General features: G+C 62.7%; 20 protein-coding genes. 13 read left to right on the forward strand and 7 right to left on the reverse strand.

Annotation, left to right across the window (positions count from 1 at the left end):
* Nucleotides 1-28 precede the first annotated feature (28 nt).
* From G3N95_RS14390 to G3N95_RS14435, 10 genes are all read left to right on the forward strand, one after another.
* On the forward strand, nucleotides 29-1,117 hold the full coding sequence (locus G3N95_RS14390; RefSeq protein WP_205970728.1) for a PhoH family protein: 1,089 nt from the start codon (nucleotides 29-31) through the stop codon (nucleotides 1,115-1,117).
* Between the two features lie 30 nt (nucleotides 1,118-1,147).
* Nucleotides 1,148-1,609 (forward strand): rRNA maturation RNase YbeY, encoded by a 462-nt coding sequence (gene ybeY / locus G3N95_RS14395; RefSeq protein ID WP_205970730.1) that lies wholly within the window; start codon nucleotides 1,148-1,150, stop codon nucleotides 1,607-1,609.
* Nucleotides 1,610-1,694: 85 nt separating this feature from the next.
* The gene (locus G3N95_RS14400; RefSeq protein WP_205970732.1) at nucleotides 1,695-2,345 is read left to right on the forward strand and encodes a gamma-glutamylcyclotransferase; all 651 of its coding nucleotides are present in this window, start codon (nucleotides 1,695-1,697) and stop codon (nucleotides 2,343-2,345) included.
* An 854-nt stretch (nucleotides 2,346-3,199) separates the two neighbouring features.
* The gene (locus G3N95_RS14405; RefSeq protein ID WP_012399827.1) at nucleotides 3,200-4,096 is read left to right on the forward strand and encodes an HlyC/CorC family transporter; all 897 of its coding nucleotides are present in this window, start codon (nucleotides 3,200-3,202) and stop codon (nucleotides 4,094-4,096) included.
* Between the two features lie 36 nt (nucleotides 4,097-4,132).
* On the forward strand, nucleotides 4,133-5,827 hold the full coding sequence (gene lnt, locus G3N95_RS14410; protein ID WP_205970734.1) for an apolipoprotein N-acyltransferase: 1,695 nt from the start codon (nucleotides 4,133-4,135) through the stop codon (nucleotides 5,825-5,827).
* Between the two features lie 227 nt (nucleotides 5,828-6,054).
* A complete protein-coding gene (glyQ, locus tag G3N95_RS14415; RefSeq protein ID WP_205970736.1) occupies nucleotides 6,055-7,062 on the forward strand; it encodes a glycine--tRNA ligase subunit alpha in 1,008 nt (335 codons plus the stop codon).
* A 15-nt stretch (nucleotides 7,063-7,077) separates the two neighbouring features.
* Complete coding sequence (gene glyS / locus G3N95_RS14420) at nucleotides 7,078-9,177, forward strand: glycine--tRNA ligase subunit beta (protein WP_205970738.1); 2,100 nt, start codon at nucleotides 7,078-7,080, stop codon at nucleotides 9,175-9,177.
* Nucleotides 9,178-9,187: 10 nt separating this feature from the next.
* On the forward strand, nucleotides 9,188-9,745 hold the full coding sequence (gene gmhB, locus G3N95_RS14425; RefSeq protein WP_205970739.1) for a D-glycero-beta-D-manno-heptose 1,7-bisphosphate 7-phosphatase: 558 nt from the start codon (nucleotides 9,188-9,190) through the stop codon (nucleotides 9,743-9,745).
* Nucleotides 9,746-9,782: 37 nt separating this feature from the next.
* Complete coding sequence (locus tag G3N95_RS14430; protein WP_205970740.1) at nucleotides 9,783-10,541, forward strand: lysophospholipid acyltransferase family protein; 759 nt, start codon at nucleotides 9,783-9,785, stop codon at nucleotides 10,539-10,541.
* A gap of 59 nt (nucleotides 10,542-10,600) precedes the next feature.
* Nucleotides 10,601-11,461, forward strand: a complete 861-nt coding sequence (locus tag G3N95_RS14435) for a SprT family zinc-dependent metalloprotease (protein WP_205970743.1) — start codon at nucleotides 10,601-10,603, stop codon at nucleotides 11,459-11,461.
* 779 nt (nucleotides 11,462-12,240) lie between these two features.
* Here G3N95_RS14435 and gloA read toward each other — a convergent pair.
* The 6 genes from gloA to G3N95_RS14465 form a co-directional block, all read right to left on the reverse strand.
* Nucleotides 12,241-12,627 carry a lactoylglutathione lyase gene (gene gloA / locus G3N95_RS14440; RefSeq protein ID WP_205970745.1) on the reverse strand — a complete coding sequence of 129 codons (387 nt, stop codon included), beginning with the start codon at nucleotides 12,625-12,627 and terminating at the stop codon, nucleotides 12,241-12,243.
* A gap of 77 nt (nucleotides 12,628-12,704) precedes the next feature.
* A complete protein-coding gene (locus G3N95_RS14445) occupies nucleotides 12,705-13,832 on the reverse strand; it encodes a porin (protein ID WP_205970747.1) in 1,128 nt (375 codons plus the stop codon).
* Nucleotides 13,833-14,055: 223 nt separating this feature from the next.
* Nucleotides 14,056-14,886, reverse strand: a complete 831-nt coding sequence (gene rsmA, locus G3N95_RS14450; protein WP_205970749.1) for a 16S rRNA (adenine(1518)-N(6)/adenine(1519)-N(6))-dimethyltransferase RsmA — start codon at nucleotides 14,884-14,886, stop codon at nucleotides 14,056-14,058.
* Between the two features lie 20 nt (nucleotides 14,887-14,906).
* Entirely contained in the window at nucleotides 14,907-15,908 is a 1,002-nt protein-coding gene (gene pdxA / locus G3N95_RS14455) for a 4-hydroxythreonine-4-phosphate dehydrogenase PdxA (protein ID WP_205970751.1), read from the reverse strand.
* A 13-nt stretch (nucleotides 15,909-15,921) separates the two neighbouring features.
* Nucleotides 15,922-17,313 carry a peptidylprolyl isomerase gene (locus G3N95_RS14460; protein WP_205970753.1) on the reverse strand — a complete coding sequence of 464 codons (1,392 nt, stop codon included), beginning with the start codon at nucleotides 17,311-17,313 and terminating at the stop codon, nucleotides 15,922-15,924.
* A gap of 140 nt (nucleotides 17,314-17,453) precedes the next feature.
* Nucleotides 17,454-19,820 carry an LPS-assembly protein LptD gene (locus tag G3N95_RS14465; protein WP_205970754.1) on the reverse strand — a complete coding sequence of 789 codons (2,367 nt, stop codon included), beginning with the start codon at nucleotides 19,818-19,820 and terminating at the stop codon, nucleotides 17,454-17,456.
* A gap of 227 nt (nucleotides 19,821-20,047) precedes the next feature.
* On the opposite strand from G3N95_RS14465, the gene G3N95_RS14470 reads away from it, so the two are divergent.
* Together G3N95_RS14470 and murU are read left to right on the forward strand one after the other, a co-directional pair.
* The gene (locus G3N95_RS14470) at nucleotides 20,048-21,136 is read left to right on the forward strand and encodes a phosphotransferase (RefSeq protein ID WP_205970755.1); all 1,089 of its coding nucleotides are present in this window, start codon (nucleotides 20,048-20,050) and stop codon (nucleotides 21,134-21,136) included.
* A gap of 23 nt (nucleotides 21,137-21,159) precedes the next feature.
* Nucleotides 21,160-21,846, forward strand: a complete 687-nt coding sequence (murU, locus tag G3N95_RS14475) for an N-acetylmuramate alpha-1-phosphate uridylyltransferase MurU (RefSeq protein ID WP_205970812.1) — start codon at nucleotides 21,160-21,162, stop codon at nucleotides 21,844-21,846.
* Between the two features lie 1,019 nt (nucleotides 21,847-22,865).
* Here the strand turns inward: murU and G3N95_RS14480 are convergent.
* The gene (locus G3N95_RS14480) at nucleotides 22,866-24,761 is read right to left on the reverse strand and encodes an ABC transporter ATP-binding protein/permease (protein ID WP_205970756.1); all 1,896 of its coding nucleotides are present in this window, start codon (nucleotides 24,759-24,761) and stop codon (nucleotides 22,866-22,868) included.
* Nucleotides 24,762-25,061: 300 nt separating this feature from the next.
* Between G3N95_RS14480 and G3N95_RS14485 the strand changes: the two genes are divergently transcribed.
* Nucleotides 25,062-25,457 carry an acyl-CoA thioesterase gene (locus tag G3N95_RS14485; RefSeq protein WP_205970757.1) on the forward strand — a complete coding sequence of 132 codons (396 nt, stop codon included), beginning with the start codon at nucleotides 25,062-25,064 and terminating at the stop codon, nucleotides 25,455-25,457.
* The last annotated feature ends 42 nt before the right edge of the window (nucleotides 25,458-25,499 follow it).

Consider the following 25,499-nt stretch of genomic DNA (forward strand, 5'->3'; position numbering starts at 1 on the left):
AGCGCACCGACAGGACCGAATCCAAGCCTTGAAGACCACTCAGCAACATCTGGAATTCACCGCGCCGCACGAAGACAACGCGCGGCTTGCCAACCTCTGCGGGCCGCTCGACGAAAACCTGCGGCAGATCGAGCAGGCGCTCGATGTCACGCTGCAACGACGTGGCCATCGCATCAGCATTCGCGGGCGCGGCGCGAAGGTTGCGCTCAATGCGCTCGAAAACTTCTACAACAACGCACGCGATCCGTTGTCCGTCGACGATATCCAGCTGGCGCTCGTCGAAGCGCGCCACCCTGCCAATCACGGCCGTCCGAATGGCGGCAACGGCGACACGGAAGAACTCGATCCGCGCTTTCGCGGCGACCCCGATCATCCGTTCGACGAGCCGGCGCACGAAGGCGTCGACGAAGCCGAGGAGCTTGGCCCGAAGCTATACACGCGCCGCGCCGATCTGCGCGGCCGCACGCCTGCGCAACGCGAGTATCTGAAGCAGATCGTCTCGCACGACGTGACGTTCGGCATCGGCCCGGCGGGCACGGGCAAGACGTATCTGGCCGTCGCCTGCGCCGTCGACGCGCTCGAACGCGATCAGGTCAAGCGCATCGTGCTGACGCGCCCCGCCGTCGAAGCGGGCGAGCGTCTCGGCTTCCTGCCCGGCGATCTCGCGCAGAAGGTCGATCCGTATCTGCGTCCGCTGTATGACGCGCTCTACGATCTCCTCGGTTTCGACAAGACGGCGAAGATGTTCGAGCGCCAGATGATCGAGATCGCGCCGCTCGCGTACATGCGCGGCCGTACGCTGAATCACGCGTTCATCATTCTCGACGAGGCGCAGAACACCACGCCCGAACAGATGAAGATGTTCCTGACGCGTATCGGCTTCGGCTCGAAGGCGGTCGTCACGGGCGACACGACGCAGATCGACTTGCCGCGCGGCCACAAGAGCGGGCTGATCGAAGCGCAGCACGTGCTCGCGAACGTGCGCGGCATCGCGCTTACGCGCTTCACGAGCGCGGACGTGGTGCGGCATCCGCTCGTCGCGCGCATCGTCGAGGCTTACGACGCGCACTCGAAGAAGGAAGCGGAACCGTCCGAATCGTCCGCCGCCGCGAAGTGACGCGAACATGACCGTAACGAAGAACGACGCATGAGCCGCGCTCCGAAACTGTCGCTGAACCTGCAATTTCCTGCGGGAAAAGCGTGGCCGGAACACAAGGCGCTGTTGCCGAAGGCGACTGTCGCCGCGTGGATCAAGGCCGCGCTGTTCGCGGATGCCGAACTGACCGTGCGTTTCGTCGACGCCGACGAGGGCCGCACGCTGAACCGCACGTATCGCGGCAAGGACTACGCGACCAACGTGTTGACGTTCGCTTATGCGGAATCGGAAGACGATCCTGTCACGGGCGACCTGATCTTGTGCTGCCCTGTCGTCGAGAAAGAGGCGAACGAACAGGGCAAGCCGCTCGAAGCGCATTACGCGCATCTGCTCGTTCACGGCACGCTGCACGCGCAGGGCTACGACCACGAGGACGAGGACGAAGCCGAAGAGATGGAAGCGATCGAAACCGAAGTGCTCGGCAAGCTCGGCTTCCCCGACCCGTACGAATGAGGCTCGACAGCAGGAACACAGAGCCCGACTCGCTACTGTCGATTGAAGGCTCTGAATCTGTGCCAGGCCAACCGATCGAATCAACGTGAGCCAACCTGTTTCAACGTCGCCGCTACCGCCCTGCCCCGGCTATCCGCCGTCGCTGGGCGAATCGCGTCTTTTGACGGACGACGAACTGCGCGCATCGCTGGACGGTTCGCTGCGCGACTGGGATCGCAAGCGCGATCTATGGCTGTTCGGCTATGGCTCGCTGATCTGGAATCCCGGCCTGCCGACGGTCGAAGCGTTGCGCTCGCGGGTGCATGGCTATCATCGCGGGCTGTATCTGTGGTCGCGGGTCAATCGCGGTACGCCGGAGCAGCCGGGGCTGGTGCTCGCGCTCGATCGCGGCGGTTCGTGCAGCGGTATTGCATTCCGGCTCGCCGCCGAGGGCGCGATGCCGCATCTCGAAGCCCTGTGGCGGCGCGAAATGGCGATGGGGTCGTATCGGCCCGCGTGGCTGCCGTGCGTTCTCGCCGATGGGCGGCGCGTTGATGCGCTCGCTTTTGTCATGCGGCGCGATGTGGCTTCTTATACCGGGAAGCTTTCTGATGATGTCGTTAGAGCCGTGCTCGGGTGTGCTTCTGGGCGCTACGGCACCACTCTCGATTATGTGAGCCGCACGGTTGCGGCTTTGCGGGAAAGTGGGATGCCCGATCGGGCGCTTGAGGCTTTGCTGTCCAGGTGTCGTGGTTGAGTGCGCCTTTGCGGCGCGGGCTGATCGCTGGCTTTTCGCTGGCATCCGCGTTGTGTTGCTGGTTTGCTGGCGTTGCCCCTGTGCGGGGCGGCACTTACTTTCTTTGCCGCCGCAAAGAAAGTAAGCAAAGAAAGCGGGCTCACACCGCCAGCCCTTGTGTTTGCCTGCGGGCCCCCGACGGTTCTTACGCTCCGTGCGGCAACACGCTATTTCATGCGCGTTGCCAGCGTGCTACCTCACGCATCACCCGCTTCACACTCCCGCGTCACGAATTGCGTTACCAAACTTCCACCGCCGCCCAGGTGGCAAACTGTGTGTAGGCCGTCGCGATGGAAGTGCACCACTCCGGACGGAAAAGCGGGATCGGTGTCGTAGAAGCGCGAACGCATATGGTGCGACAAGCTACACACCGTTTGCCACCTGGGCGGCGCAGACGAGTCGCTGCCGCGGGCTGCCTGCGGGTGATTGGAGTGGGTGATGCGTCTGTTCAAGGCGCTGGCAACGGGCGCAAATCAGCGTGATGCCGTGTGGAGTGCGGGACCCGTTGGGGGCCCGCAGGCAAGAACAAGGGCTGGCGGTGTGAGCCCGCTTTCTTTGCTTACTTTCTTTGCGGCGGCAAAGAAAGTAAGTGCCGCCCCGCACAGGGGCAACACCAGCAAACCAGCAACACAACGCGGACGCCAGCGAAAAGCGAAAAGCGAAAACCAAAAACCAAAACCGGCACCGCCGCGCCGCAGGCAAAATCAGTTAGGATAAAAGCGAAAACCCACCGGGACAGGGACACAGTCCCGCCACGCCCGTGGTGTATCCTTAACGCTCTGCAACAGCGCGCCCAGCTTTCCGGGCGCACCATCATGAACGATTCGTATCCCAGTCGACGCCATACCAGCGACAAACCCCAGGAAAAGCGCTCGCTCCTCGAGCGATTGACCGACTTCATCTCGCCCGAGCCCGATTCTCGCGGCGAACTCCTCGAAATCCTGCAGGACGCGCACGAACGCAATCTGATCGACGCCGATTCGCTGTCGATGATCGAAGGCGTGTTCCAGGTTTCCGAACTCTGCGCGCGCGACATCATGATCCCGCGCGCCCAGATGGACGCGATCAACATCGCGGACTCCCCTGACGAATTCATCCCGTACATGCTGGAGAAGGCGCACTCGCGCTACCCGGTGTACGAGGGCAACCGCGACAACGTGATCGGCGTGCTGCTCGCGAAAGACCTGCTTCGCTATTACGCCGAAGACGAAGCTGACGTGCGCGGCATGCTGCGCCCCGCCGTGTTCATCCCCGAATCCAAGCGGCTGAACGTGCTGCTGCACGACTTTCGCGTGAACCGTAATCACCTTGCCATCGTCGTCGACGAATATGGCGGCGTCGCGGGCCTGATCACCATCGAAGACGTGCTGGAGCAGATCGTCGGCGACATCGAGGACGAATACGATTTCGACGAGGAAAGCGGCAATATCATCGCGTCGCCCGACGGTCGTTACCGCGTGCGCGCGCTCACCGAGATCGAGCAGTTCAATGAAGAGTTCGGCACGCACTACTCCGACGAGGAAGTCGACACGATCGGCGGGCTGGTCACGCACCATTTTGGACGCGTGCCGCATCGCGGCGAGAAAGTACGCCTCGACGACCTGATTTTCGAAGTGCTGCGCGCCGACGCGCGCCAGATCCACATGCTGCTCGTGCGCCGCGATCCCCTCGCGGGTCAGCGCGAACGCGACGCCCAGCACGTACAAACCTGATCCATCCCGAGTTTTTCTGAAGCCGACCGCGCAACAATGGCCGACCCGATCACTACCCGTCTGCGCCGCGGCGTGACGCCCGACGCAGCCGATGCAAACATCGGACGCGCCAGGACGTTGCCGTGGTGGCACTACCTCGCCGCCGCCGCCGTCGGCGCGCTCAACACGCTCTCGTTCGCGCCGACGCCGCACGGCGGCTGGCTCGAACTCGCGATCTTCGTTTTCTTCTTCGCGTGGCTCACGCGCACGACGGGCTGGAAAAGCGCTGCGCTCACCGGCTTCGCGTTCGGCTTCGGCAACTACGTGACGGGGGTCTGGTGGCTGTATGTGAGCATGCACTTCTACGGCGGCATGCCGGCGCCCCTCGCGGGCGCGGCGCTCGTGCTGTTCTCGCTGTATCTCGGCGTCTACCCCGCCCTTGCGGCGGGCGTGTGGTCGTTCTGTGCGGGACACGCGCGTAACGGCAAGCTCGTCGACGATGCACCGTTCTCGCCCACATGGCACGGCGCGTTCGCCTTCGCGAGCGCGTGGGCTGTCGGCGAATGGCTGCGCGGCACCGTGTTCACAGGCTTTCCGTGGCTCGCGAGCGGCTATGCGCAGGTCGACGGGCCGTTCGCCGGCTTTGCGCCCGTGGCCGGCGTGTACGGCGTCGGCTGGGTGATGGCGTTGGCCGCCGCGCTGATCGCGCAGGCTGTGCTGCGGACTCGCTCACCGAAAAACGGCGATGCGAACGCTGCCACCCGCTCCACCCGCGTCGCGACGCCCGCGATGATCGCCGTCGCGCTGATCGCAGCGGGTCTGCTGCTGCCGCTCGTGTCATGGACGACGCCCGCCAACGCGTCGCTGACCGTGCGGCTGCTGCAAGGCAATGTGAAGCAGGACATGAAGTTTGAAGCGTCGGGCGTGAAGGCGGCCATCGACGAATACCAGCGGATGATCACCGAAAAACCCGCCGATCTGATCGTCACGCCGGAAACCGCCATTCCCGTGCTCGCGCAGGCCATTCCCGAGCCCTTCGCGCTCGCCGTGCGCAATTTCGCCGATACGACGCATTCGTCGATCCTGTTCGGCGCGATCGGCGGCAAGATCACGCCGGAGGGACGCGTCGTCGACTACACGAACAGCCTGTTCGGCGTCACGCCTGGGCAAATGGGCGTGTACCGCTACGACAAGCATCATCTCGTGCCGTTCGGCGAGTTCGTGCCGTGGGGCTTCCGCTGGTTCGTGAATCTGATGAACATTCCGCTCGGCGACTTCGCGCGTGGCGCGCCCGTTCAAAAGCCGTTCTTCGTGCACAACCAGCCCATTGCCGTCGATATCTGCTACGAGGACATCTTCGGTGAAGAAATCGCGCGCACGGTGCGCGAGAGCGACACGCCGGCGGGCGTGCTCGTCAACTCGACGAATCTCGCGTGGTTCGGCAACACGATCGCGCTCGACCAGCATCTGCAGATCGCCCGCATGCGCTCGCTCGAAACGGGACGCCCGATGCTGCGCGCCACCAACACGGGCGCAACGGCTGCCATCGACGCGCACGGCAACGTGATCGCGCGCATGCCCGCCTACACGGCGGGCTCGATCGAAGCGACCATTCAAGGCACCACGGGCAATACGCCGTACGTGACAAGCGGCAACAACACGGTGCTTGCCGTGTCGCTGCTGTTGCTCGCGTTTGGTTTTGCGTTCGGTCCGGGCCGCGTGAGAAAGAACAAAAACAACGGCAACGCCTGAGATCTAAATAAAACGGGCGGCGCCGCGTGAACTGCGCAACGGCGTCCCCGTTCAACCACCAGGCCCCAGAAAGTCTCAAGCCACCGGCAATCCGGTAAAATTCAGGGTTTTACAGCACTGGGCCGCGCAACCGGCCGGCTACGGGGTGAACGGCCAGCACGGCCGGCGCGCCTCGCGAGCCGCACGGCATCCGCGTCCTGCCTGAAAGGCACCCTTCAAGGCACTTCATGCTCACGTTTCAGCAAATCATCCTGACGCTGCAATCCTATTGGGACAAGCAGGGTTGCGCTCTGCTCCAGCCGATCGACATGGAAGTCGGCGCGGGCACGTCCCACGTTCATACGTTCCTGCGCGCAGTCGGCCCCGAGCCGTGGCGCGCTGCGTACGTCCAGCCGTCGCGCCGCCCGAAGGACGGCCGTTATGGCGAGAACCCGAACCGTCTGCAGCACTACTACCAGTATCAGGTCGTGCTGAAGCCGGCGCCGGAAAACATCCTCGACCTGTACCTCGGCTCGCTCGAAGCGCTCGGCTTCGATCTGCAGCAGAACGATGTGCGCTTCGTCGAAGACGACTGGGAAAACCCGACGCTCGGCGCGTGGGGCCTCGGCTGGGAAGTGTGGCTCAACGGCATGGAAGTGACGCAGTTCACGTATTTCCAGCAGGTGGGCGGCCTCGACTGCAAGCCGGTACTCGGCGAAATCACGTACGGTCTCGAGCGTCTCGCGATGTATCTGCAGAAGGTCGAGAACGTCTATGACCTGATCTGGACCGAGTGGGAAGAACAAGGCCCGAACGGTCCGGAAATGCGCCGCCTCACGTATGGCGACGTGTATCACCAGAACGAAGTCGAACAGTCCACATACAACTTCGAGCACGCGAACACCGACCTGCTGTTCACGTTCTTCAACAGCTACGAGAGCGAAGCGAAGCGCATGATCGAAGTGCCGCTCGCGCTGCCCGCTTACGAACTCGTGCTGAAAGCCGCACACACCTTCAACCTGCTCGACGCACGCGGCGCTATTTCCGTGACGGAGCGCGCGGCGTATATCGGCCGCATTCGCGCGCTGTCGCGCCTCGTCGCGCAGGCCTACTACGACTCGCGCGAAAAGCTCGGCTTCCCGATGCTCGGCAACCCCGTGCACGGCGTGCCCGGCCTCACCACCGACGAACAGGACGCCGCGATGCCCGCGTGGGCGCCGCCGCTCAAAGTCGAACGCAAGATCGACCAGGACTGACGAGACCAAGAAGACATGACGCAATCCCATCAAGCCACCCTGCTCGTCGAACTGCTGACCGAAGAACTGCCGCCGAAAGCGCTCGCGCGTCTCGGCGATGCATTCGCGGAAGGCATCGCGCAACGCCTCGCGGCGCGCGACCTGATCGAAGGCGAATTGCAGTTCGAACGTTACGCGACGCCGCGACGTCTCGCCGTGACCGTGAAGAACGTGCGCAACGTCGCGCCCGAAAAACACGTGCGCGAAAAAGTGTTGCCCGTGTCCGTCGCACTCGATGCGAACGGCCAGCCCACGCCGCCGCTCGCGAAGAAGCTCGCCGCGCTCGGCTTCCCCGACTTCTCGGTGAACGACCTCGAACGCGCGAACGACGGCAAGGCGGAAGCATTCTTCCTGCGCTACGCGGCGCCCGGCGCGACGCTCGCCGAAGGCCTGCAGGCCGCGCTCGACGAAACGCTCGCGAAGCTGCCCATTCCCAAGGTGATGACGTACCAGCGCCCGGACGGCTCGAACGTGCAGTTCGTGCGCCCGGTGCATCGTCTGACCGTGTTGCACGACAAAGAGATCGTGCCCGTCACGGCCTTCGGCATCGATGCCGACGACACCACGCTCGGCCATCGCTTCCTGTCCGAAGGCTTCGTGCAGATCCAGCATGCGGATCACTACGCCGACACGCTGGTGCACAAGGGCAAGGTCGTGCCGAATTTCGCCGATCGCAAGGAAACGATCCGCACGCATCTGCTCGCGCAGGCGAACGGCGATCAGGTCGTGATGCCCGAAGCGCTGCTCGACGAAGTGACGTCGCTGGTCGAATGGCCCGTCGTCTACGCGTGCAAGTTCGAGGACGAGTTCCTGCAAGTGCCGCAGGAATGCCTGATCCTCACGATGCAGACGAACCAGAAGTACTTCGCGCTCACCGACGCGAACGGCAAGCTGCGCTCGCGCTTCCTGATCGTGTCGAACATCGAGACGAAGACGCCGGGCGAAATCGTCGAAGGCAACGAGCGCGTGGTGCGTCCGCGTCTCGCCGACGCGAAATTCTTCTTCGAGCAGGACAAGAAGCGCCCGCTCGCCGACCGCGTGCCGCAACTCGCGAACGTTGTCTATCACAACAAGCTCGGCTCGGCGCTGCAACGCGTCGAGCGTGTCGAAGCGCTGGCAGGCGCGATTGCGCAGATGATCGGCGCCGACGTCGCACTCGCAAGGCGCGGCGCGCATCTCGCGAAGGCCGACCTCCTGACCGACATGGTCGGCGAATTCCCCGAGCTGCAAGGCACGATGGGCACGTACTACTCGCGCCACGACGGCGAGCCGGAGGAAGTCGCGCTCGCATGCTCGGAGCATTACCAGCCGCGCTTCTCGGGCGATGCGTTGCCTTCCACGGCAACGGGCACCGTCGTCGCACTCGCCGACAAACTCGAAACGCTGGTCGGCATCTGGGGCATCGGCCTGCAACCGACGGGCGAAAAAGATCCGTTCGCGCTGCGCCGTCACGCGCTCGGCGTGCTGCGCATTCTGGTCGAGAAGCAGTTGCCGATCGATCTCGTCGAACTGCTGCGCGTCGCCTACGCGCAATTCGCAGCCGTGCCGAACGTCGCCGATTCGACGCAGGCCATCTATGAGTTCTGCGTCGACCGTCTGCGCGGGCAGCTGCGCGAACGCGGCTATTCGGCGGGCGAAGTGGATGCCGTGCTCGCGTTGAACCCGACGCGTTTCGACGACATCGTTGCGCGTCTCGATGCCGTGCGCGAATTCGCGGCACTCGCGGAAGCGGCATCGCTCGCGGCGGCGAACAAGCGCATTTCGAACATCTTGAAGAAGTCGGAAGGCGCGAACGCGAACGGCGTGCAGATCGCGCTGCTCATCGAAGCGGCCGAAAAGGCGCTGCATGCGCAGCTCGAACAGGTGGCGCCGCGCGTGCAGTCGCAGCTTGCCGAGCGCCAGTACACGGGTGCGCTGTCGGCGCTCGCGGCACTGCGCGAACCCGTCGACACGTTCTTCAACGACGTGATGGTCAACGCGGAAGACCCGGCGCTGCGCGCGAATCGTCTCGCGCTGCTCGGCGCGCTGCATCAACAGATGAACTGCGTCGCGGACATTTCGCGACTCGCAGCGTGAGCGACGCATCATGCCGACTGCAAAGAAACTGGTGGTGCTCGACCGCGACGGCGTGATCAACGTCGACTCGGATGCGTTCATCAAAACGCCCGACGAGTGGGTCGCGCTGCCCGGCAGCCTCGAAGCGATCGCACGGCTCAACCAGGCGGGTTATCGCGTGGCGATCGCGACGAATCAGTCGGGCATTGGCCGTGGTCTGTTCGACATGGATGCGCTCAACGCGATGCATCTGAAGATGCATCGCGCGGCGGCCGCTGTCGGCGGGCGCATCGACGCCGTGTTCTTTTGCCCGCATACGGCCGACGACCACTGCGAATGCCGCAAGCCGAAGCCCGGCATGCTGAAGATGATTGCCGAGCGCTTCGAGATCGAGCCGGAAGAGACGCCATGTGTCGGCGATTCGCTGCGCGATCTGCAAGCGGGCGCCGCGCTCGGTTTCATCCCGCATCTGGTGCTGACGGGCAAAGGCAAGAAGACACTCGAAGCAGGCGGTCTGCCAGAGGGCACACGTGTGCATGACGATCTGCGCGCGTTCGCTCTCGACTTTCTCGCCGAAGTACAAGAATGACGCGCGTAGAGCGCGCCCTCACTCACTGACCACGCCGATGCGCTTCATCCGTTCGCTGTTGCTGCTGATCTTTCTTGCGGTCTTCACGATTCCGTACGCGACCGCATGCTTTATCGCGTTTCCGTTCATGCGCGCCGATAACCGCTACTGGATGGCTGTCGGCTGGTGCCGCGCGACGCTCGCCGTCGTGCGCATGCTGAACGGCATCCGCTACGAATTGCGCGGCATGGAGAATCTGCCGAACGGTCCCGCCGTGCTGCTGTCGAAGCATCAGTCCGCGTGGGAGACGCTCGCGTTTCCCGCGCTGATGCCGCGTCCGTTGTGCTACGTGTTCAAGCGCGAGCTGCTGTATGTGCCGTTCTTCGGCTGGGCGCTCGGTATGCTGAAGATGATTCATATCGACCGCAAGGAAGGCAAGCACGCGTTTGCGTCGGTCACGCGGCAAGGCGCGCGGCGCATGTCCGAAGGTGCGTGGGTGATCATGTTTCCGGAAGGCACGCGCACGCCGACGGGCAAGCAAGGGAAGTACAAGACAGGCGGTGCGCGCTTTGCCGTCGCGACGGGCGCACTCGTCGTTCCCATCGCGCACAACGCGGGGCGTGTGTGGCCGCGCAACTCGTTTACGAAATATCCGGGTATAGTCACAGTGTCGATCGGCAAACCGATCGACACCACCGGGCTCACGCCCGACGAAGTGAACACGCGCGTCGAAACGTGGATCGAAGCCGAGATGCGTCGCATCGATCCAGCCGCTTATGGCGACGAGCAGAGCACGCCCGCCGCCGCCCGAATCTGACGCGCCACGCTGCATGCGCACCTGTGCGCTTCGCAGCGTATCAGCGCGAAGTGAGTCCGATGCAGAAGTCTTCCAAGCCGCAGCCTGCTGCGGCGCTCGATAGCCGGCAACTCGATCTGCCGCTCTTCGACGAGCCGGGCAAAACTGCGGCGCCGCCGCAGCAACCGAAGCCCGTTGCTCCCCTCGCACCCGATGGTTCGAAACTGCGCAGCGTCACGCTCGGCGCGCGCACGCTGCACTATGCGTTGAAGCGCTCGTCGCGACGCTCGATTGGATTTGCGATCGACAGCACGGGGCTCACCATCACTGCACCGCGCTGGGTCACGCTTGCCGATATCGAAACCGCGATCGCAGAAAAGCAGCGCTGGATTTTCACGAAGCTCACCGAATGGCAAACGCGTACCGAGCAGCGCGTGATGCCGCGCGTCGACTGGAAGGACGGTGCTGAAGTGCCTTATCTTGGGCACACGGTGCGTGTGACGCTTGCGGCGGCGAATGGACTGCTTGCGTACGATGGCGAGCAGAACGTGCTTGCCTTGCCGCTGCCGGCGCACGCCGATCCGCAGCAGATCAAGGACCGCGTGCAGGGCTGGCTGCAAAGCGAGGCTAAGCGCATCTTTGGCGAGCGGCTCGCTGTGTATGCGGAGAAACTGGGGGTGACGTATCGCGCGTATGCGTTGTCGTCAGCGGCGACGCGCTGGGGTAGTTGTTCGAGCGACGGGAAGATCCGGCTCAACTGGCGGCTGATTCATTTTCCGCTATCGGTGATCGACTATGTCGTCGCGCATGAACTCGCGCATTTGCGCGAGATGAACCATAGTCCGCGGTTCTGGCAGACCGTTGAATCCATCTTTCCTGAATTCCGCGAGGCGCGGCAGACGCTTAAGCATCATCCTCCGGAGCTTTTGCCTACGCTCTGAAGTTCTTTTCTGTCTGCGACGCAGTCGCCATTCTGGCTTTTTTTGTCGGCGACGCAGTCGCGATTCTGGTTTTTTTCGCTGTTTTTCGCTGGCATCCGCGTTGTGTTGCTGGTTTGCTGGTGTTGCCCCTGTGCGGGGCGGCACTTACTTTCTTTGCCGCCGCAAAGAAAGTAAGCAAAGAAAGCGGGCTCACACCGCGAATGCTAGTTCTTGCCTGCGGGCTCCCAACAGTTCTTACGCTCCACGCGGCAACGCGCTGATTTGCGCTCGTTGCCAGCGTGCTAACTCAAGCATCACCCGCTTCACACTCTCGCGTCACGGGCCGCGTTACCAGACGTTCGCGGCCGCCCAGGTGGCAAACTGTGTGTAGGCCGTCGCGATCGAAGTGCACCACTCCGGACTGAAAAGCGGGATCGGTGTCGTAGAAGCGCGAACGCATATGGTGCGACAACCTACACACAGTTTGCCACCTGGGCGGCGCAGACGAGTCGCTGCCGCTGGCTGCTTGCGGGTGATTGGAGTGGGTGATGCGCCAGTTCAAGGCGCTGGCAACGGGCGCAAATCAGCGTGATGCCGTGTGGAGTGCGGGACCCGTTGGGGGCCCGCAGGCAAGAACAAGGGCTGGCGGTGTGAGCCCGCTTTCTTTGCTTACTTTCTTTGCGGCGGCAAAGAAAGTAAGTGCCGCCCCGCACAGGGGCAACGCCAGCAAACCAGCAACACAACGCGGATGCCAGCAGAAAAGCAAAGAAACCATCAACGTCGCAGACAGCAAAAGCCCATTAAGACTTCTTCTGAATAAACTCGATCTTATACCCGTCAGGGTCAGTAACAAACGCGATAACCGTCGTACCGTGCTTCATAGGCCCAGCTTCCCGCACAACATTACCGCCCTGCTGCTTGATCTTTTCACAAGCGGCATACGCATCATCCACCTCCACCGCGAGGTGGCCAAACGCGTTGCCCATGTCGTATGACTCGGTGTCCCAGTTGTGCGTCAGCTCGATCACCGTGCCATCCTTTTCGTCCTCATAGCCGACGAACGCGAGCGTGAACTTGCCTTCCGGATAGTCATGGCGGCGCAGCACTTTCATGCCGAGCAGCTCGGTGTAAAACTTGATCGAACGATCGAGATTGCCCACACGGAGCATGGTATGGAGAAGGCGCATCGTGTACTCCCTTGTTGCTTGATGATATCGAGGACGCCAATGTACAGAAAAAGCCGCGCGTCCGCAGAGCGACACCTTCAGAATAGATGACGCAGCCCCGCCATCAAGCCAATCTGCGTTCCCTTCTGCGCCAGCCCGACACCGTTGACTCCCTGCAACTGCGCACCGATCAGGCCGTCGCGATACAACGCGTAATCGCCTTCCAGATAGACATCCGTGCGCTTCGAGAGGTTGTAGTCGGCCACGAGTTGATACTGCCATGCGGAACCGTCCTGCGCGGGCGTCTTGCCATCCTGCAAAGTCCGCCATACATTCGCTGCGAAATGCCACGCGGCACCCACCTGCTGCGTGATGCCGCCCAGTATCATGCGTCGCCGTGAAAAATCGGTGTACTTGAGCGCGGCAAGCACGGGCGCCGTGAACGGCCCGTTCGCGAAGTTGGAAAAGCCCGCATCGTTCTGATTGACGATGTAGCCGAGCGCAAAACGCGTCTGGTTCCACGTGTACGATGCACCGAACGTCCATGCCTTCGCTGTGCTGCCGTTGACGGAATCGCGTGTCTCTTCATAGGCGCCGCCCAGGTTCACCGGTCCGCCGTTCGGCGCATACGCCGCCGCAGCGCCGAACTGCGAGCCATACGACGTGTGTCCCGCCACGCCGCCGAACGCATACGCGACAGACAACATCACGTCATGCGTGCGCGCCTGATACTGCACCTGATTGCTCGTCCAGATGCCGCCCGACATCGTCACTTCCGGCTGGAAGCTGAAGCTGTACGGAATCCAAGGGTTGCTGCCGTAACCGCCGATCGTAATGCCCTCGATCAGCACGTTCGGCATCCGACCGAAGATCAGCTTGCCGTACGACGACGATTGCACGCCGATCTGCGCCTCGTTGAAAAAGGGCAGCGTCGGATCGCTTTGTCCGCTGTTGATGTAGAAACGGTTTTCGAGCTTGAAGAAAGTAGACCAGCCGCCGCCCAGTTCCTCGACACCGCGCAAGCCCCAGCGGCTCTCCGACATGCCGCCGTTGCCGAGGCCCACACTCGAATCGCCGTTCTTGTTCACATGCGTCATGTAGCGGATGCTTTCGTCGACGATGCCGTACAAGGTGACGCTCGATTGCGCATACGCCGTTCCACACGTCAATGCGGGCGACATCGCGGCCCACGCGCAGAACCTTAGCCTCTTGCTCACCTTCGTCATACCGTCTCCTGATTCATCCTGCATGCATATGAACTGCGTGGGAATGTCTTAAAGCGGTGCGGCGTCGCTGGCGCGCAAATGGGCAAACGCAAGCAAGCGTAAGAGTAATCTGTATGAAGAGTCAGGAAGATAAAAGAAAGCCCGCGTGTTGCGGGCTGTCTACAGTGATCTGTGCGGAGACAACGATTTCACGTTGCCTGCCGATTGATGCACTAGCGATGCACTAACTGCCCGATGCCGCCGATACGGCCTGCGCAACGGCCACATACTCTGCTACGGGCACGTCTTCGGCGCGGCGTTGCAGATCGAAGCCGAGCGCTTCGAAATCAATGGAGTCGCGATACGCGGACAACGTATTGCGCAACATCTTGCGACGCTGCGAGAACGCCGCCGTCACGACTTCGCCGAGCTTGATTGTATCGACGGCAGGCAGTTCGTGCGGTGCGTACGGAATCATGCGAACGATGGCCGAGTCGACCTTCGGCGGCGGCTGGAACGACTCGGGCGGCACGTCGAGCAGCTTGTCGATCACATAGCGATACTGCAGCATCACCGATAGCCGGCTGAACGCCTTGCTGCCCGGTTCCGCGACCATGCGCTCCACCACTTCGTTCTGCAGCATGAAGTGCTGATCGATCACGCGTTCCGCGAAGGTGGCGAGATGGAACAGCAGCGGGCTCGAAATGTTGTAGGGCAGATTGCCGACGATACGCAGCGTCGGCTTGTCGCCCTCGCCCGCGAGCGAAGCGAAGTCGAACGCAAGTGCATCGCCTTCATGCAATTCGAGCAGGTCACCGAATTTCTTCTTCAGACGCCCGATCAGGTCGCGGTCCAGCTCGACGGCGTGCAGCGGCGCTTCGGGCGTCGCGAGACGCTCGATCAGCGGTTCCGTGAGCGCGCCCAGCCCCGGACCGATTTCGACCATGCGCTCGCCGCGTTGCGGACGGATCACGTCGACAATCGAATCGATGATGCCCAGGTCGACCAGAAAATTCTGTCCGAAGCGCTTGCGCGCGAAGTGGCCCTGGTGCTGTCTGCTTGAACTGTTGGACATCGAAAGAAGCTACAAAAAAATCATGCGGCGCGCCGGTTGCGCGCCATGAAAACAGCGGTGTCGATCGCGGCGATCAGGCTGCCCGCATCCGCGCGGCCCGTGCCGGCGAGATCGAGTGCCGTGCCGTGATCGACAGACGTACGGATGATCGGCAGACCCAGCGTCACGTTGATGCCTTCGCCGAACGTCGCATATTTGAGCACGGGCAGGCCCTGATCGTGAAACATCGCGAGCACGCAATCGGCTTCGTTCAGATAACGCGGCTGGAACAGCGTATCCGCCGGATACGGACCACGCGCGTCGATGCCGTGCCCATTCGCCAGCTTCAGCGCGGGCGAGATCACATCGATTTCCTCGCGCCCGAGATAGCCGTTTTCTCCCGCATGCGGGTTCAGGCCCGTGACGAGAATGCGCGGCGCGGGCAAGCCGAAATGGTGACGCAGATCGTGGTCGATGATGCGCAGCGTGTCGACGATGCCGTCGACCGTCAATGCCGCCGATACGTCCTTCAGCGGCAGATGCGTGGTCGCCAGCGCGACGCGCAGCGGCCTTGCGCCCGTGCCCGCCAGCATCATCACGACGTGCGGCGTGCGGGTGCGCTCTGCCAGATATTCGGTGTGGCCGGTGAACGGCACGCCGGCATCGTTGATCGTGCTCTTCTGCAGCGGCGCGGTGACGATGGCGTCGAACGTGCCTGCAAGCGCGCCGTCGATCGCCGCATCGAGCAGTCCGAGCACATACGGGCCGTTCTGTGCATCCAGCTTGCCGGCCTGCGCGGGCACGGCAAGCGCATGATGCTGCGTCGTGATGCGATGGCCCTGCTGCGCCGCCCAGTCGATCCCGACGGCATTCGCGCGCTCCACTAGCAGACCGCTGTCGCCGAGCACAGTGAAATGCGCATCGGGCCAATGCGCGCCCGCCGCGGCGAGCGCCTGTGCCGTCAGTTCAGGACCGACGCCAGCCGGCTCGCCCGTGGTGATCGCGATGTTCAGCGGGTCGTTCGAGGGCTGGGCAGCGGTCATGACGATTCCAGAGTTATTGCGCGGAGCTGTCCGCGGACGTGCCCGTCATTGGGCTCGTCTTGTAATCGACATATGCGGTGTCGCGCAGTTCACGCAGCCAGTCGGCATAGGCCTGTTCCGCCTTGCGCTGACCGATCGCCTGACGCGCCAGATCCATCTGCTGCGAGACCGAACCTTCCGCTTCGCGGCGGCCGAGCACCTGGATCAGGTGGTAGCCGTACTCGCTTCGCACGGGCTGGCTGACCTGGTTGTCCTGCAGCGAATTCATCGCACGCTCGAACTCGGGCACCGTTTCGCCCGGGCTGATCCAGCCGAGATCGCCGCCTTGCGACGCCGAGCCGTCCTGCGAATACGTGCGCGCGAACTTGTCGAAGTCACCCTGGCCCGCTTCGATTTCCTGGCGGATTTCCAGCAGCTTCTGGCGTGCCTGCGGTTCCGACATGCCGTCGCCGACACGCAGCAGGATGTGGCGAACGTGCGTCTGCACGAGCTTCGTCGAGTCTGCGGATGCCGAGCCCTGGCCCGAGCGGCGCTCGACCAGACGCACGATCTCGAAGCCGTCGTTGGTGCGGATCACGGACGGATTGACCTGGCCCGGACGCAGCGTCGAAGCCGCCGTCACGAATTCAGCCGGCAGTTTGGACGGCGCCTGAAAGCCCAGATCGCCGCCCTTCGACGCATCGGGAGCCTGCGAATTCGACTTCGCGAGCTTGCCGAAGTTATCGCCCTTCAAGGCTTCCTGAAGCAGCGAGTTCGCCTTGGCCTGGGCTGCTTCGATATCCGTTTGCGATGCATTGAGCGGCGCCTTCAGGAAAATGTGCTCCAGGTGCAGATCGTTCGAGAGACCTGCCGTCGGCCCACGCTGGCTGGCGATGTAGTTCGCCACTTCCGCGTCCGACACGGTGACCTTGCTGTCCACTTCCTTTTCACGCAGACGCGACAGGATCAGCTCCGTCTTCGCGTCGCCCATGAAGGTCGACCAGGGCACGCCTTGTGCCTCGATGCGTGCGCGGTACATCTCGAGCTGCATGTTGTTGGCCTGGGCGAGACGTTCGAGCGTGCGTTGCACCGTCGCGTCGTCGACCGTGATGCCGTCTTCGCGTGCCTTCTGCAGCTGGATGCGCTCCAGCACCATCTGGTTGAGCACCTGCTGGCGCAGCTGGTCGGCGGGCGGAATGGGCGCGTGCTGCTGGTTCAGCCGCTTCGTGATCAGGCCGACGCGCATGTCCAGCTCGCGCTGCGTGATCACCCCGTTATTGACGACAGCCGCGATCGTATCGACCGTTTGGGCGCTGCCGCTGCCGTTCAGTGCCTGCGCATGCGCGGGTCCGGCCAGCAGAATGGAAGCGGCCGCAGCGAAGCCGGTCGCGAACGTTGCCAGGCGAAGCTTTTTCATGATTGCCACAGATACTCCAAAGATGTCGGGCACGCTCGGCCCGTCTTTTCGATCCAGATGCGCTTTGGCGCGCACCCGGATCCCATGCAACAAGTTGCGTTTCCGTTCTGCGAACGACGCGGTGTCAATCTGCTCCCCCGCGACCCCGATCATTCGTAGTTGTTGAACTGCGATTCCGGCGGCGGCGGCGGCGGCAGCGGCTGATAGCCCGCCACGCTTGCGCGGAACGCCGACATCAGACCGTTGTCGACGCTCGACAGCCCCTTGAACGTCAGCTGCGCGAGCACCCGCGTGCCGGCCGTCTGACTGCCCGTCGAGTTGACCCCGTTTGCGTAACGCTGGAAGCCGACGCCGAGCGTCCAGCAATCCGCGTCGTATTGCACGCCGAGAAGCGCGTCGACGGCGCGATGTCCTTTCAGGTCGTAATTGATCCGCCCGACGCCGAAAACACGGTGCATCAGCGGCCATTGTCCCGAGATCAGCAGCTGGTTGATCGGCTGATTGTCGAGCGTCGTGTTGGCGCGCGTGTACCGATAGCCGACGTTGATGACCTTGCCGGACGCGGGGCTGTATCCGAAGCCGACACTGGTCTTGACCAGCTGATTGTTGTCCGCATTATATTGGAACGCAGTTTCCGACGCGAAACCGGCCCCGAGCTTCAGCGACGCGCCGAGAATCAGGTCCGAATGCGTCGCCTGTTCCGTGGTCTGCGTCTGATTCAGCGTGACGCGCTGATCGCGGAAATAGTACTGCTGCGCAATCACGAAACGCGCGCGTTCGTCACCCGTCGCCGGGTTCAGGAAACGCGTGGTCAGTGCTGCCGTCAGGCGGTTCGCGTCGGCGATCCGGTCGTTACCGACGAACGTGTTCGGCGTGAAGATTTCCGCGAGACCGAAGTCAGATTCCGCCGTGTCGAACAGCGGCGCGAAGCTCTGATTGCGATACGGCGTGTAGACGTAGTACAGACGCGGTTCCAGCGTCTGGATATAGTCCTCGCCGAACACCCGTACCGAACGGTCGAAGATCAGGCCGGTGTCGAACGTGAACGTCGGCACCGATTCCGTGAAGTTCTTCGGCTGGTTCGCCGGCGCGCCCGTGCCGATGTTGCTCAGATCGTACGACGCGAAGTGCCATTGCACCTTCGGCGTGACGAAGTAACCCGGACCGACGACGGAGTACGACAGGTACGGATTGAAGACGACGCGATCGCCTTCCGTCGCGTCAGCCGTCGTGATGCGAAAACGCGTGTAGTCCGCTTCTGCGCCGAAGTCGAAGCCGCTGACGTTGTACTTCGTGTACTTCACGTTCAACTGCGGCTCGCGGCCGTACGGCGCAGTGGACGGCGACAGCGTCTGCCAGTGCTGCTCGCGCGCGAGCACGGACCACGGCCCGTTGTTGTACGTGAGACCTGCTTCCTGCTGATACAGCAGCTGCGTGCCGTTCAGGAACTGGTTGGTCGTCGACGCCAGGTCTTCCGGATAGGTGTTGTCCGAGACCTTGTTGTAGTAGATGTACCCGCCGAAGCCCGAACCGAAATTCTGGTTGTGCTGGATGTACAGCGCGTAGCGGTTCGTGTGCGTGATCTTGTCGTCGGGCAGGAACTCGCCTGTGATCGAACCGCTATACGTCGGCGACAGATACCGGAAGGTCGACTGCAACTGCACGCCGCGCTTCGACAGGATACGCGGCGTGAACGTCAGATCGCGATTCGGCGCGATGTTGAAGTAGTACGGCAGCGACAGCTCGAAACCATTGGTCGAACTGAGCGATGCCGTCGGCGGCAACAGGCCGCTGCGCCGCACGCCCGACAGCGGGAACGACAGCCATGGGCTTGCGAACACGGGCACACCCTGAAAGAACAGCACGCCGTTGTGCGCGACGCCGTCGTCGGCGCCCGTATCGAAGTCGAACTCGCTGCCCTTGATGTACCACGCGGGATCTTCCGCGCACTCGCACGCCGTGTAGGTGCCGCGCGTGAACACCGAGCGCTCGTTGTCGAGCAGATCGACGCGCTCCGCGCTGCCCGAGCCGCCCGTCACATTGAAGTGGTACTTCGGCGTGGTCATGAAGCCTTCGCTCGACTCCAGCTTCATGTGCGCTTCGGGGCCCGTGAAGCGGGCGCCGTTACCGGACAGATGGACATTGCCGTATGCATCGGCCATGTCCGTATCCTGATCGTAATGAAGCGCGTCGGCCTTAAGCGCGGAGGTGCCGCGGCGGACTTCTGCCGAACCCTTCGCGGCGAGGTCCTGATCGGCCGTGCCCGTGGTCGAGTCGCCCAGCACGAACGTGGCGGGACTCTGGCCGTTGGGCGTCGAATGTTCTTCGAGTTGTGGGGCCAGCCGCAGGCCCCACGGCGCGTCTATCGGCTGCGCCTGCGCCGCCTCCCCCGCCAGCTGCGCGTGCGAGAGCGCGGGCAGCAGACCCGGCACGGCGATCAGCGCCGCTGCGAGCCGCCTTCTGCGCGGCAGGCCGTCAGAGGAGGGAGTGATTGGGAAAAGCTGTCTGGGCGGCATGTATCGTTTGGCGTATCGGCCCTGCTGTCAGTTCATGTGCCCGGTTCATCAGTCACGAGTTGCCGCCTGTGCAATCGGGCATCGAATGCACAACTATTGACGATTCATGCAGCGGTAAGGCGGGCGATCCAGCGAGATGCGCGAGAACTGACGCGAGTCGCGTCAAAAAAGTCGTGGGGTATTATATGGCAAGACGTTGCCCACCCCGATTTTGTCGCCTGCTTTTCATGACGCATTCCTCTGCCTCTTCCCTTACATCCGCTTCTTCGACGACGGATACCCGTCTCGAGCTTCTCAACCACTGGCTGCGCACGCACGCTGAGCGCTACGGTCTCGACCTCGCCACCCTCAGGCCCGCTTCCGCCGACGCGAGCTTTCGCCGCTATTTCCGCCTCGCGGGCAGCGGCGCCGGGCTTGTCGCCGCGCCTGATGCCGGCAGCGCGACGGTGATCGCGGTCGATGCGCCGCCGCCCGAAAAGTGCCGCGAGTTCGTCCAGGTAGCCGGTTTGCTGGCCGACGCGGGCGTGCATGTGCCGCGTGTGCTCGAAGTCGATCTGGACGCCGGCTTCATGCTCGTCACCGATCTCGGCACGCAGTCGTACCTGTCGACGCTTCGCGACAGCGGCCCCGCGGAAGCGAAACAGCTGATGCGCGCCGCGCTCGATGCGCTGATCTGCTGGCAACTCGCGTCGCGCGACGACGTGCTGCCGCCTTTCGACGAAGCCTTCCTGCGCCGCGAGATGGAGCTGATGCCGGAATGGTTCATCGGCCGGCATCTGGGCCGCGAGGTCGACGAGAACACGCGCGGCGTGCTCGATCGCACGTTTGCGCTGCTGGTTGCGAGCGCGATGGCGCAGCCGCAGGTCTTCATGCTGCGCGATTTCATGCCGCGCAATCTGATGATTGCCAGCCCGAATCCCGGCGTGCTCGACTTTCAGGACGCGGTGTACGGCCCCATCACGTACGACGTCGCGTCGCTGTTGCGCGATGCGTTCATCGGCTGGGACGAAGAGTTCGAACTCGATTGCTTCGCGTACTACTGGGAGCACGCGAAAAAAGCGGGACTGCCCGTCGATGCCGACTTCGGCGAGTTTTATCGACAGCTCGAATGGATGGGCCTGCAGCGGCACATCAAGGTACTGGGTCTGTTCTGCCGGATCAACTATCGCGACAGCAAGCCGCATTACATGGCGGACCTGCCGCGTTTCATCGGCTATGCGCGCAAGGTGTGCGAACGCTACCGGCCGCTCGCGCCGTTTGCCAGACTGCTCGATGACCTCGAAGGCCGCGCGGCCGAAGTCGGCTACACGTTCTGACGGGTGAAAACTTGAACAAAGCGATGATCTTCGCCGCAGGGCGCGGCGACCGGATGCGCCCGTTGACGGACACGTGTCCGAAGCCGTTGTTGAAAGTGGGCGGCAAGGCATTGATCGAATGGCAGATCGAGCGGCTGGCGCGTGCGGGTTTCACGACGATCGTGATCAATCATGCGTGGCTCGGCGAGCAGTTCGAAGCCACGCTCGGCGATGGCTCGCGGTATGGCGTGTCGTTGCGGTACTCCGCGGAGAACGATGCGCTCGAAACGGCGGGCGGCATTGCGCAGGCGTTGCCGTTGCTGGAAGACGCCGGCAAGCCGGAGGTGTTCGTGGCCGTCGCCGGCGATGTGTATGCGGATTTCGACTATTCCGCGTTGCGGGGGAAGATCGCGGGTCTTGCCGCGATGGATGAGCCAGGCATGCATCTGGTGATGGTGCCGAATCCTTCGTTTCATCCTGATGGGGATTTCGTGCTGACCGCCGATGGTGGATTGGCGCTCGAAGGCGCGCCGCGGTATACGTTCGGGAGTATCGGTGTTTATGACACGCGGATGTTTCGGGATGTGGCGCCTGGTATGCGGCGGGCTCTCACTCCTTATTATCGCGAGGCGATTGCTATGGGGCGCGCTACCGGTGAGCTCTATGATGGGCTGTGGGAGAACGTTGGGACGCCCGCGCAGCTTCATGCGCTCGATGAGGTTTTGAAGTAGTTTGGTTTTTTTGCGCCTGCGCGGCGGGGGCGGTTTTTGGTTTTTGCGGTTTGTGCTTCGCGCTGGCATCCGCGTTTTGCTTCTGGTTTGCTGGCGTTGCCCCTGTGCAGGGCGGCACTCACTTGCGCTTCGCGCTGGCATCCGCGTTTTGCCTTCGTACTTCACGCGTTGCCCTTGTTCGGGGCGGCACTCACTTGTGCTTCGCGCTGGCATCCGCGTTTTGCCTTCGTACTTCACGCGTTGCCCCTGTTCGGGGCGGCACTCACTTGTGCTTCGCGCTGGCATCCGCGTTTTGCCTTCGTACTTCACGCGTTGCCCCTGTGCGGTGCGGCACTCACTTGCGCTTCGCGCTGGCATCCGCGTTTTGCCTTCGTACTTCACGCGTTGCCCCTGTGCGGGGCGGCACCTACTTTTCTTTGCAGCGGCAAAGAAAAGTAGGCAAAAGAAAGCCGCTCACACCGCCAATCCTTGTTCCTGCCTGCGGGCCCCCTACGGGTCCCGCACTCCACACGGCAACACATTGTTTTGCGCCCGTTGCCAGCGCCTTGAGCAGGCTCATCACCCACTCCAATCACCCGCAGGCAGCCAGCGGCAGCGACTCGTCTGCGCCGCCCAGGTGGCAAACTGTGTGTAGCTTGTCGCGCCATATGCGTTGACGATCCTACGACACCGATCCGCTTTTCAGTCCGGAGTGGTGCATCTACGTCGAGACGGCCTACACACAGTTTGCCACCTGGGCGGCCGTCGACTCCTGGTAACGCGGTCCGTGACGCGGGAATGTGAAGCGGGTGATGCGTGAGTTAGCACGCTGGCAACGCGCGCAAGCAGGCGCGTTGCCGCGCGGAGCGTAAGAACTGTTGGGGGCCCGCAGGCAACAACTAGCACTGGCGGTGTGAGCCCGCTTTCTTTGCTTACTTTCTTTGCGGCGGCAAAGAAAGTAAGTGCCGCCCCGCACAGGGGCAACGCATGAAGCAAGACAACATAACGCGGATGCCAGCAGAACCCGCTAGCGAGCAGCCCTAGCCAACACCCTCGCCCCGAGCCTCAACACCAACATCCTCCACATGCGCAGCAGCAGCCCGCTCCTGCTGAAGAGCCCACATCTGGGCAAACAGCCCCCCCGCCTGCACAAGAGCAGCAAAATCACCGCGCTCGACGATGCGCCCCCTATCCATGACGATGATCTGCTCCGCATGCACAACGGTAGAAAGCCGATGCGCAATAATCAACGTCGTACGATCCCGCGCGATCTGATCGAGTTCATGCTGGATAGCCCGCTCAGAGCGAGAGTCGAGCGCTGACGTCGCTTCGTCGAACAGCAGCACAGGTGGATTCTTCAACAACGTCCGCGCAATCGCGACGCGCTGCTTCTCGCCACCCGACAACTTCAATCCGCGCTCGCCGACAGGCGTCTCAAACCCCTTCGGCAAGCTCTCGATGAACTCGTAAATGTGCGCCGCACGCGCCGCCGCGATCACCTCGTCGCGCGTCGCCGAAGGGCGTCCATACGCAATGTTGTAGTAGATCGTGTCGTTGAATAGCACGGTGTCCTGCGGCACGATGCCAATCGACGCACGCAGCGAATCCTGCGTGACATCGCGAATGTCCTGCCCGTCGATGCGTATCGCGCCACCCGTCGCACGGTCCAGATCGTAAAAGCGAAACAGCAGCCGCGCGAGCGTCGATTTACCCGAGCCGCTATGTCCGACGACGGCCGTCGTCGTGCCCGCGGCAATCGTGAAGCTCACGTCGTGCAGGATCGGACGCGATGGCTCGTAAGCGAAGTTCACATGATCGAAACTGACCTGTGCACCCTGCACGGCAAGCGGCGCTGCATCCGGCGCGTCGGGCACTTCGCGCGCGGCGCCGAGCAGCGTGAACATGCGGTCCATGTCGGTGAGACTCTGCTTCAACTCGCGATACACGACGCCGAGAAAATTCAGCGGGATATACAGCTGCAGCATGAACGTGTTGATCAACACCAGATCGCCGAGCGTGAGCCGCCCCGCCATCACGCCTTGCGTCGCGCGCCACAGGATGAACACGAGCCCCGTGCCGATGATCGCCTGCTGCCCGAAATTCAGCGCCGACAGCGAGTTCTGCGACTTGATCGCGGCAGCCCGATAACGCTTCAGGTTTTCGTCGTAGCGCTGCGCTTCCCACTCTTCGTTGTTGAAGTATTTGACCGTCTCGTAGTTCAACAGCGAATCGATCGCGCGCGAATTCGCCTTCGAATCCAGCTCGTTCATCGTGCGACGAAAATGCGTGCGCCACTCGGTCACCTTCACCGTGTACGTGATGTATGCCACCAGCGCGATCGCCGTGACGATCGCGTAGTACGCCTCGTATTTGACGATGAAGAAGCCGAGCACGAGTCCAAATTCGACGAGCGTCGGGAGGATGCTGTACAGCGAATACGAGATCAGTTGCGTAATGCCGCGCGTGCCGCGCTCGATATCGCGCGACATGCCGCCCGTCTGCCGCTCGAGATGAAAGCGCAGCGACAACGAATGCAGATGCCGGAACACCTTCAGCGCAAGCTGCCGCACCGCGCTTTCCGTGACCTTCGAGAAGAGAATTTCGCGCAGCTCGGTAAAGAGCGACGTCGACAGACGCACGACGGCATACGCGATCACCAGCAGCCCCACGCCGCCGAGCAGCACGATGCCGGGCGCGTTCGTCGCGCGCCCGAGCGCCGTCAGACGCTGCACGGACGCAAGATTGTCGACGATGTGCTTCATCACGATCGGCACACCGAGATTGGCGACCTTCGCGCCGATCAGGCAGCTGAGCGCGAACACGACGCGCCACTTGTACGTCGCGAGATAAGGCAGCAGCGAAACGATGGTTTGCCAGTCGTTGCGCGGCAGATTCGAGATCGGCGACGGTTCTGACGAAGCGGAATAACGACGCATGATTTGTATTGTGGGATTGCCTGCACGCTTGACGCGTGACTCGTAGGGAATGTGACGGGCGCTTTCGCCAAAAACGTCGGGGCGATCGATCAGACATGATCGGAACACTCCGAACGCGACGCGCTCGCAGAAACTCGCAATAAGTTCGAGCGTACGCTTTCCCGTACAATTCCTGATCAAGCAATATTGTCGCAGAAGCCGGCTGGCGCCGCTTTCGCCGCGCTGACCCTTCGAAGTCACGGTCATGCCGTCGTCGTGCAACCGCTCGCTGCTGGCTCAATTGATTCTATGGATGCCCCGATGACCCAGACTCTCCAACTCCCGCAGAAACCGTGCGCGCTGCGCGTCGTCCCGCAACCGTCGGATGCGAACGTTCATGGCGATGTGTTCGGCGGCTGGATCATGGCGCAAGTCGACATTGCCGGCTCGATTCCCGCGAGCCGCCGCGCGAACGGCCGCGTCGCGACCATCGCCGTCAATTCGTTCGTGTTCAAGCAGCCGGTGTTCGTCGGCGATCTGCTGAGCTTTTACGCCGATATCGTGAAGACGGGCAACACGTCGGTGACGATCTCCGTCGAGGTCTACGCGCAGCGCATGAGCCTCGCGGAAGAAACGGTGAAGGTCACGGAAGCGACCCTCACGTATGTCGCGACGGATACCGACCGCCGACCGCGCGCATTGCCGCCGCTGGAATGATGTCGCGTGCCGCGCCCGTTGCAGGCGCGGCCTTCAAACTTG

Origin of the sequence: Paraburkholderia sp. Tr-20389, assembly GCF_017104565.1 — a bacterium.
GTDB lineage: Bacteria > Pseudomonadota > Gammaproteobacteria > Burkholderiales > Burkholderiaceae > Paraburkholderia.

Bases quoted from the DNA above. Each gene is read 5' to 3' on its own strand.
- ybeY (WP_205970730.1), top strand. From the start codon at position 1,148: ATGAGCCGCGCTCCGAAACTGTCGCTGAACCTGCAATTTCCTGCGGGA.
- G3N95_RS14405 (WP_012399827.1), top strand. From the start codon at position 3,200: ATGAACGATTCGTATCCCAGTCGACGCCATACCAGCGACAAACCCCAG.
- lnt (WP_205970734.1), top strand. From the start codon at position 4,133: ATGGCCGACCCGATCACTACCCGTCTGCGCCGCGGCGTGACGCCCGAC.
- glyQ (WP_205970736.1), top strand. From the start codon at position 6,055: ATGCTCACGTTTCAGCAAATCATCCTGACGCTGCAATCCTATTGGGAC.
- glyS (WP_205970738.1), top strand. From the start codon at position 7,078: ATGACGCAATCCCATCAAGCCACCCTGCTCGTCGAACTGCTGACCGAA.
- gmhB (WP_205970739.1), top strand. From the start codon at position 9,188: ATGCCGACTGCAAAGAAACTGGTGGTGCTCGACCGCGACGGCGTGATC.
- G3N95_RS14430 (WP_205970740.1), top strand. From the start codon at position 9,783: ATGCGCTTCATCCGTTCGCTGTTGCTGCTGATCTTTCTTGCGGTCTTC.
- G3N95_RS14435 (WP_205970743.1), top strand. From the start codon at position 10,601: ATGCAGAAGTCTTCCAAGCCGCAGCCTGCTGCGGCGCTCGATAGCCGG.
- gloA (WP_205970745.1), bottom strand. From the start codon at position 12,627: ATGCGCCTTCTCCATACCATGCTCCGTGTGGGCAATCTCGATCGTTCG.
- G3N95_RS14445 (WP_205970747.1), bottom strand. From the start codon at position 13,832: ATGACGAAGGTGAGCAAGAGGCTAAGGTTCTGCGCGTGGGCCGCGATG.
- rsmA (WP_205970749.1), bottom strand. From the start codon at position 14,886: ATGTCCAACAGTTCAAGCAGACAGCACCAGGGCCACTTCGCGCGCAAG.
- pdxA (WP_205970751.1), bottom strand. From the start codon at position 15,908: ATGACCGCTGCCCAGCCCTCGAACGACCCGCTGAACATCGCGATCACC.
- G3N95_RS14465 (WP_205970754.1), bottom strand. From the start codon at position 19,820: ATGCCGCCCAGACAGCTTTTCCCAATCACTCCCTCCTCTGACGGCCTG.
- G3N95_RS14470 (WP_205970755.1), top strand. From the start codon at position 20,048: ATGACGCATTCCTCTGCCTCTTCCCTTACATCCGCTTCTTCGACGACG.
- murU (WP_205970812.1), top strand. From the start codon at position 21,160: ATGATCTTCGCCGCAGGGCGCGGCGACCGGATGCGCCCGTTGACGGAC.
- G3N95_RS14480 (WP_205970756.1), bottom strand. From the start codon at position 24,761: ATGCGTCGTTATTCCGCTTCGTCAGAACCGTCGCCGATCTCGAATCTG.
- G3N95_RS14485 (WP_205970757.1), top strand. From the start codon at position 25,062: ATGACCCAGACTCTCCAACTCCCGCAGAAACCGTGCGCGCTGCGCGTC.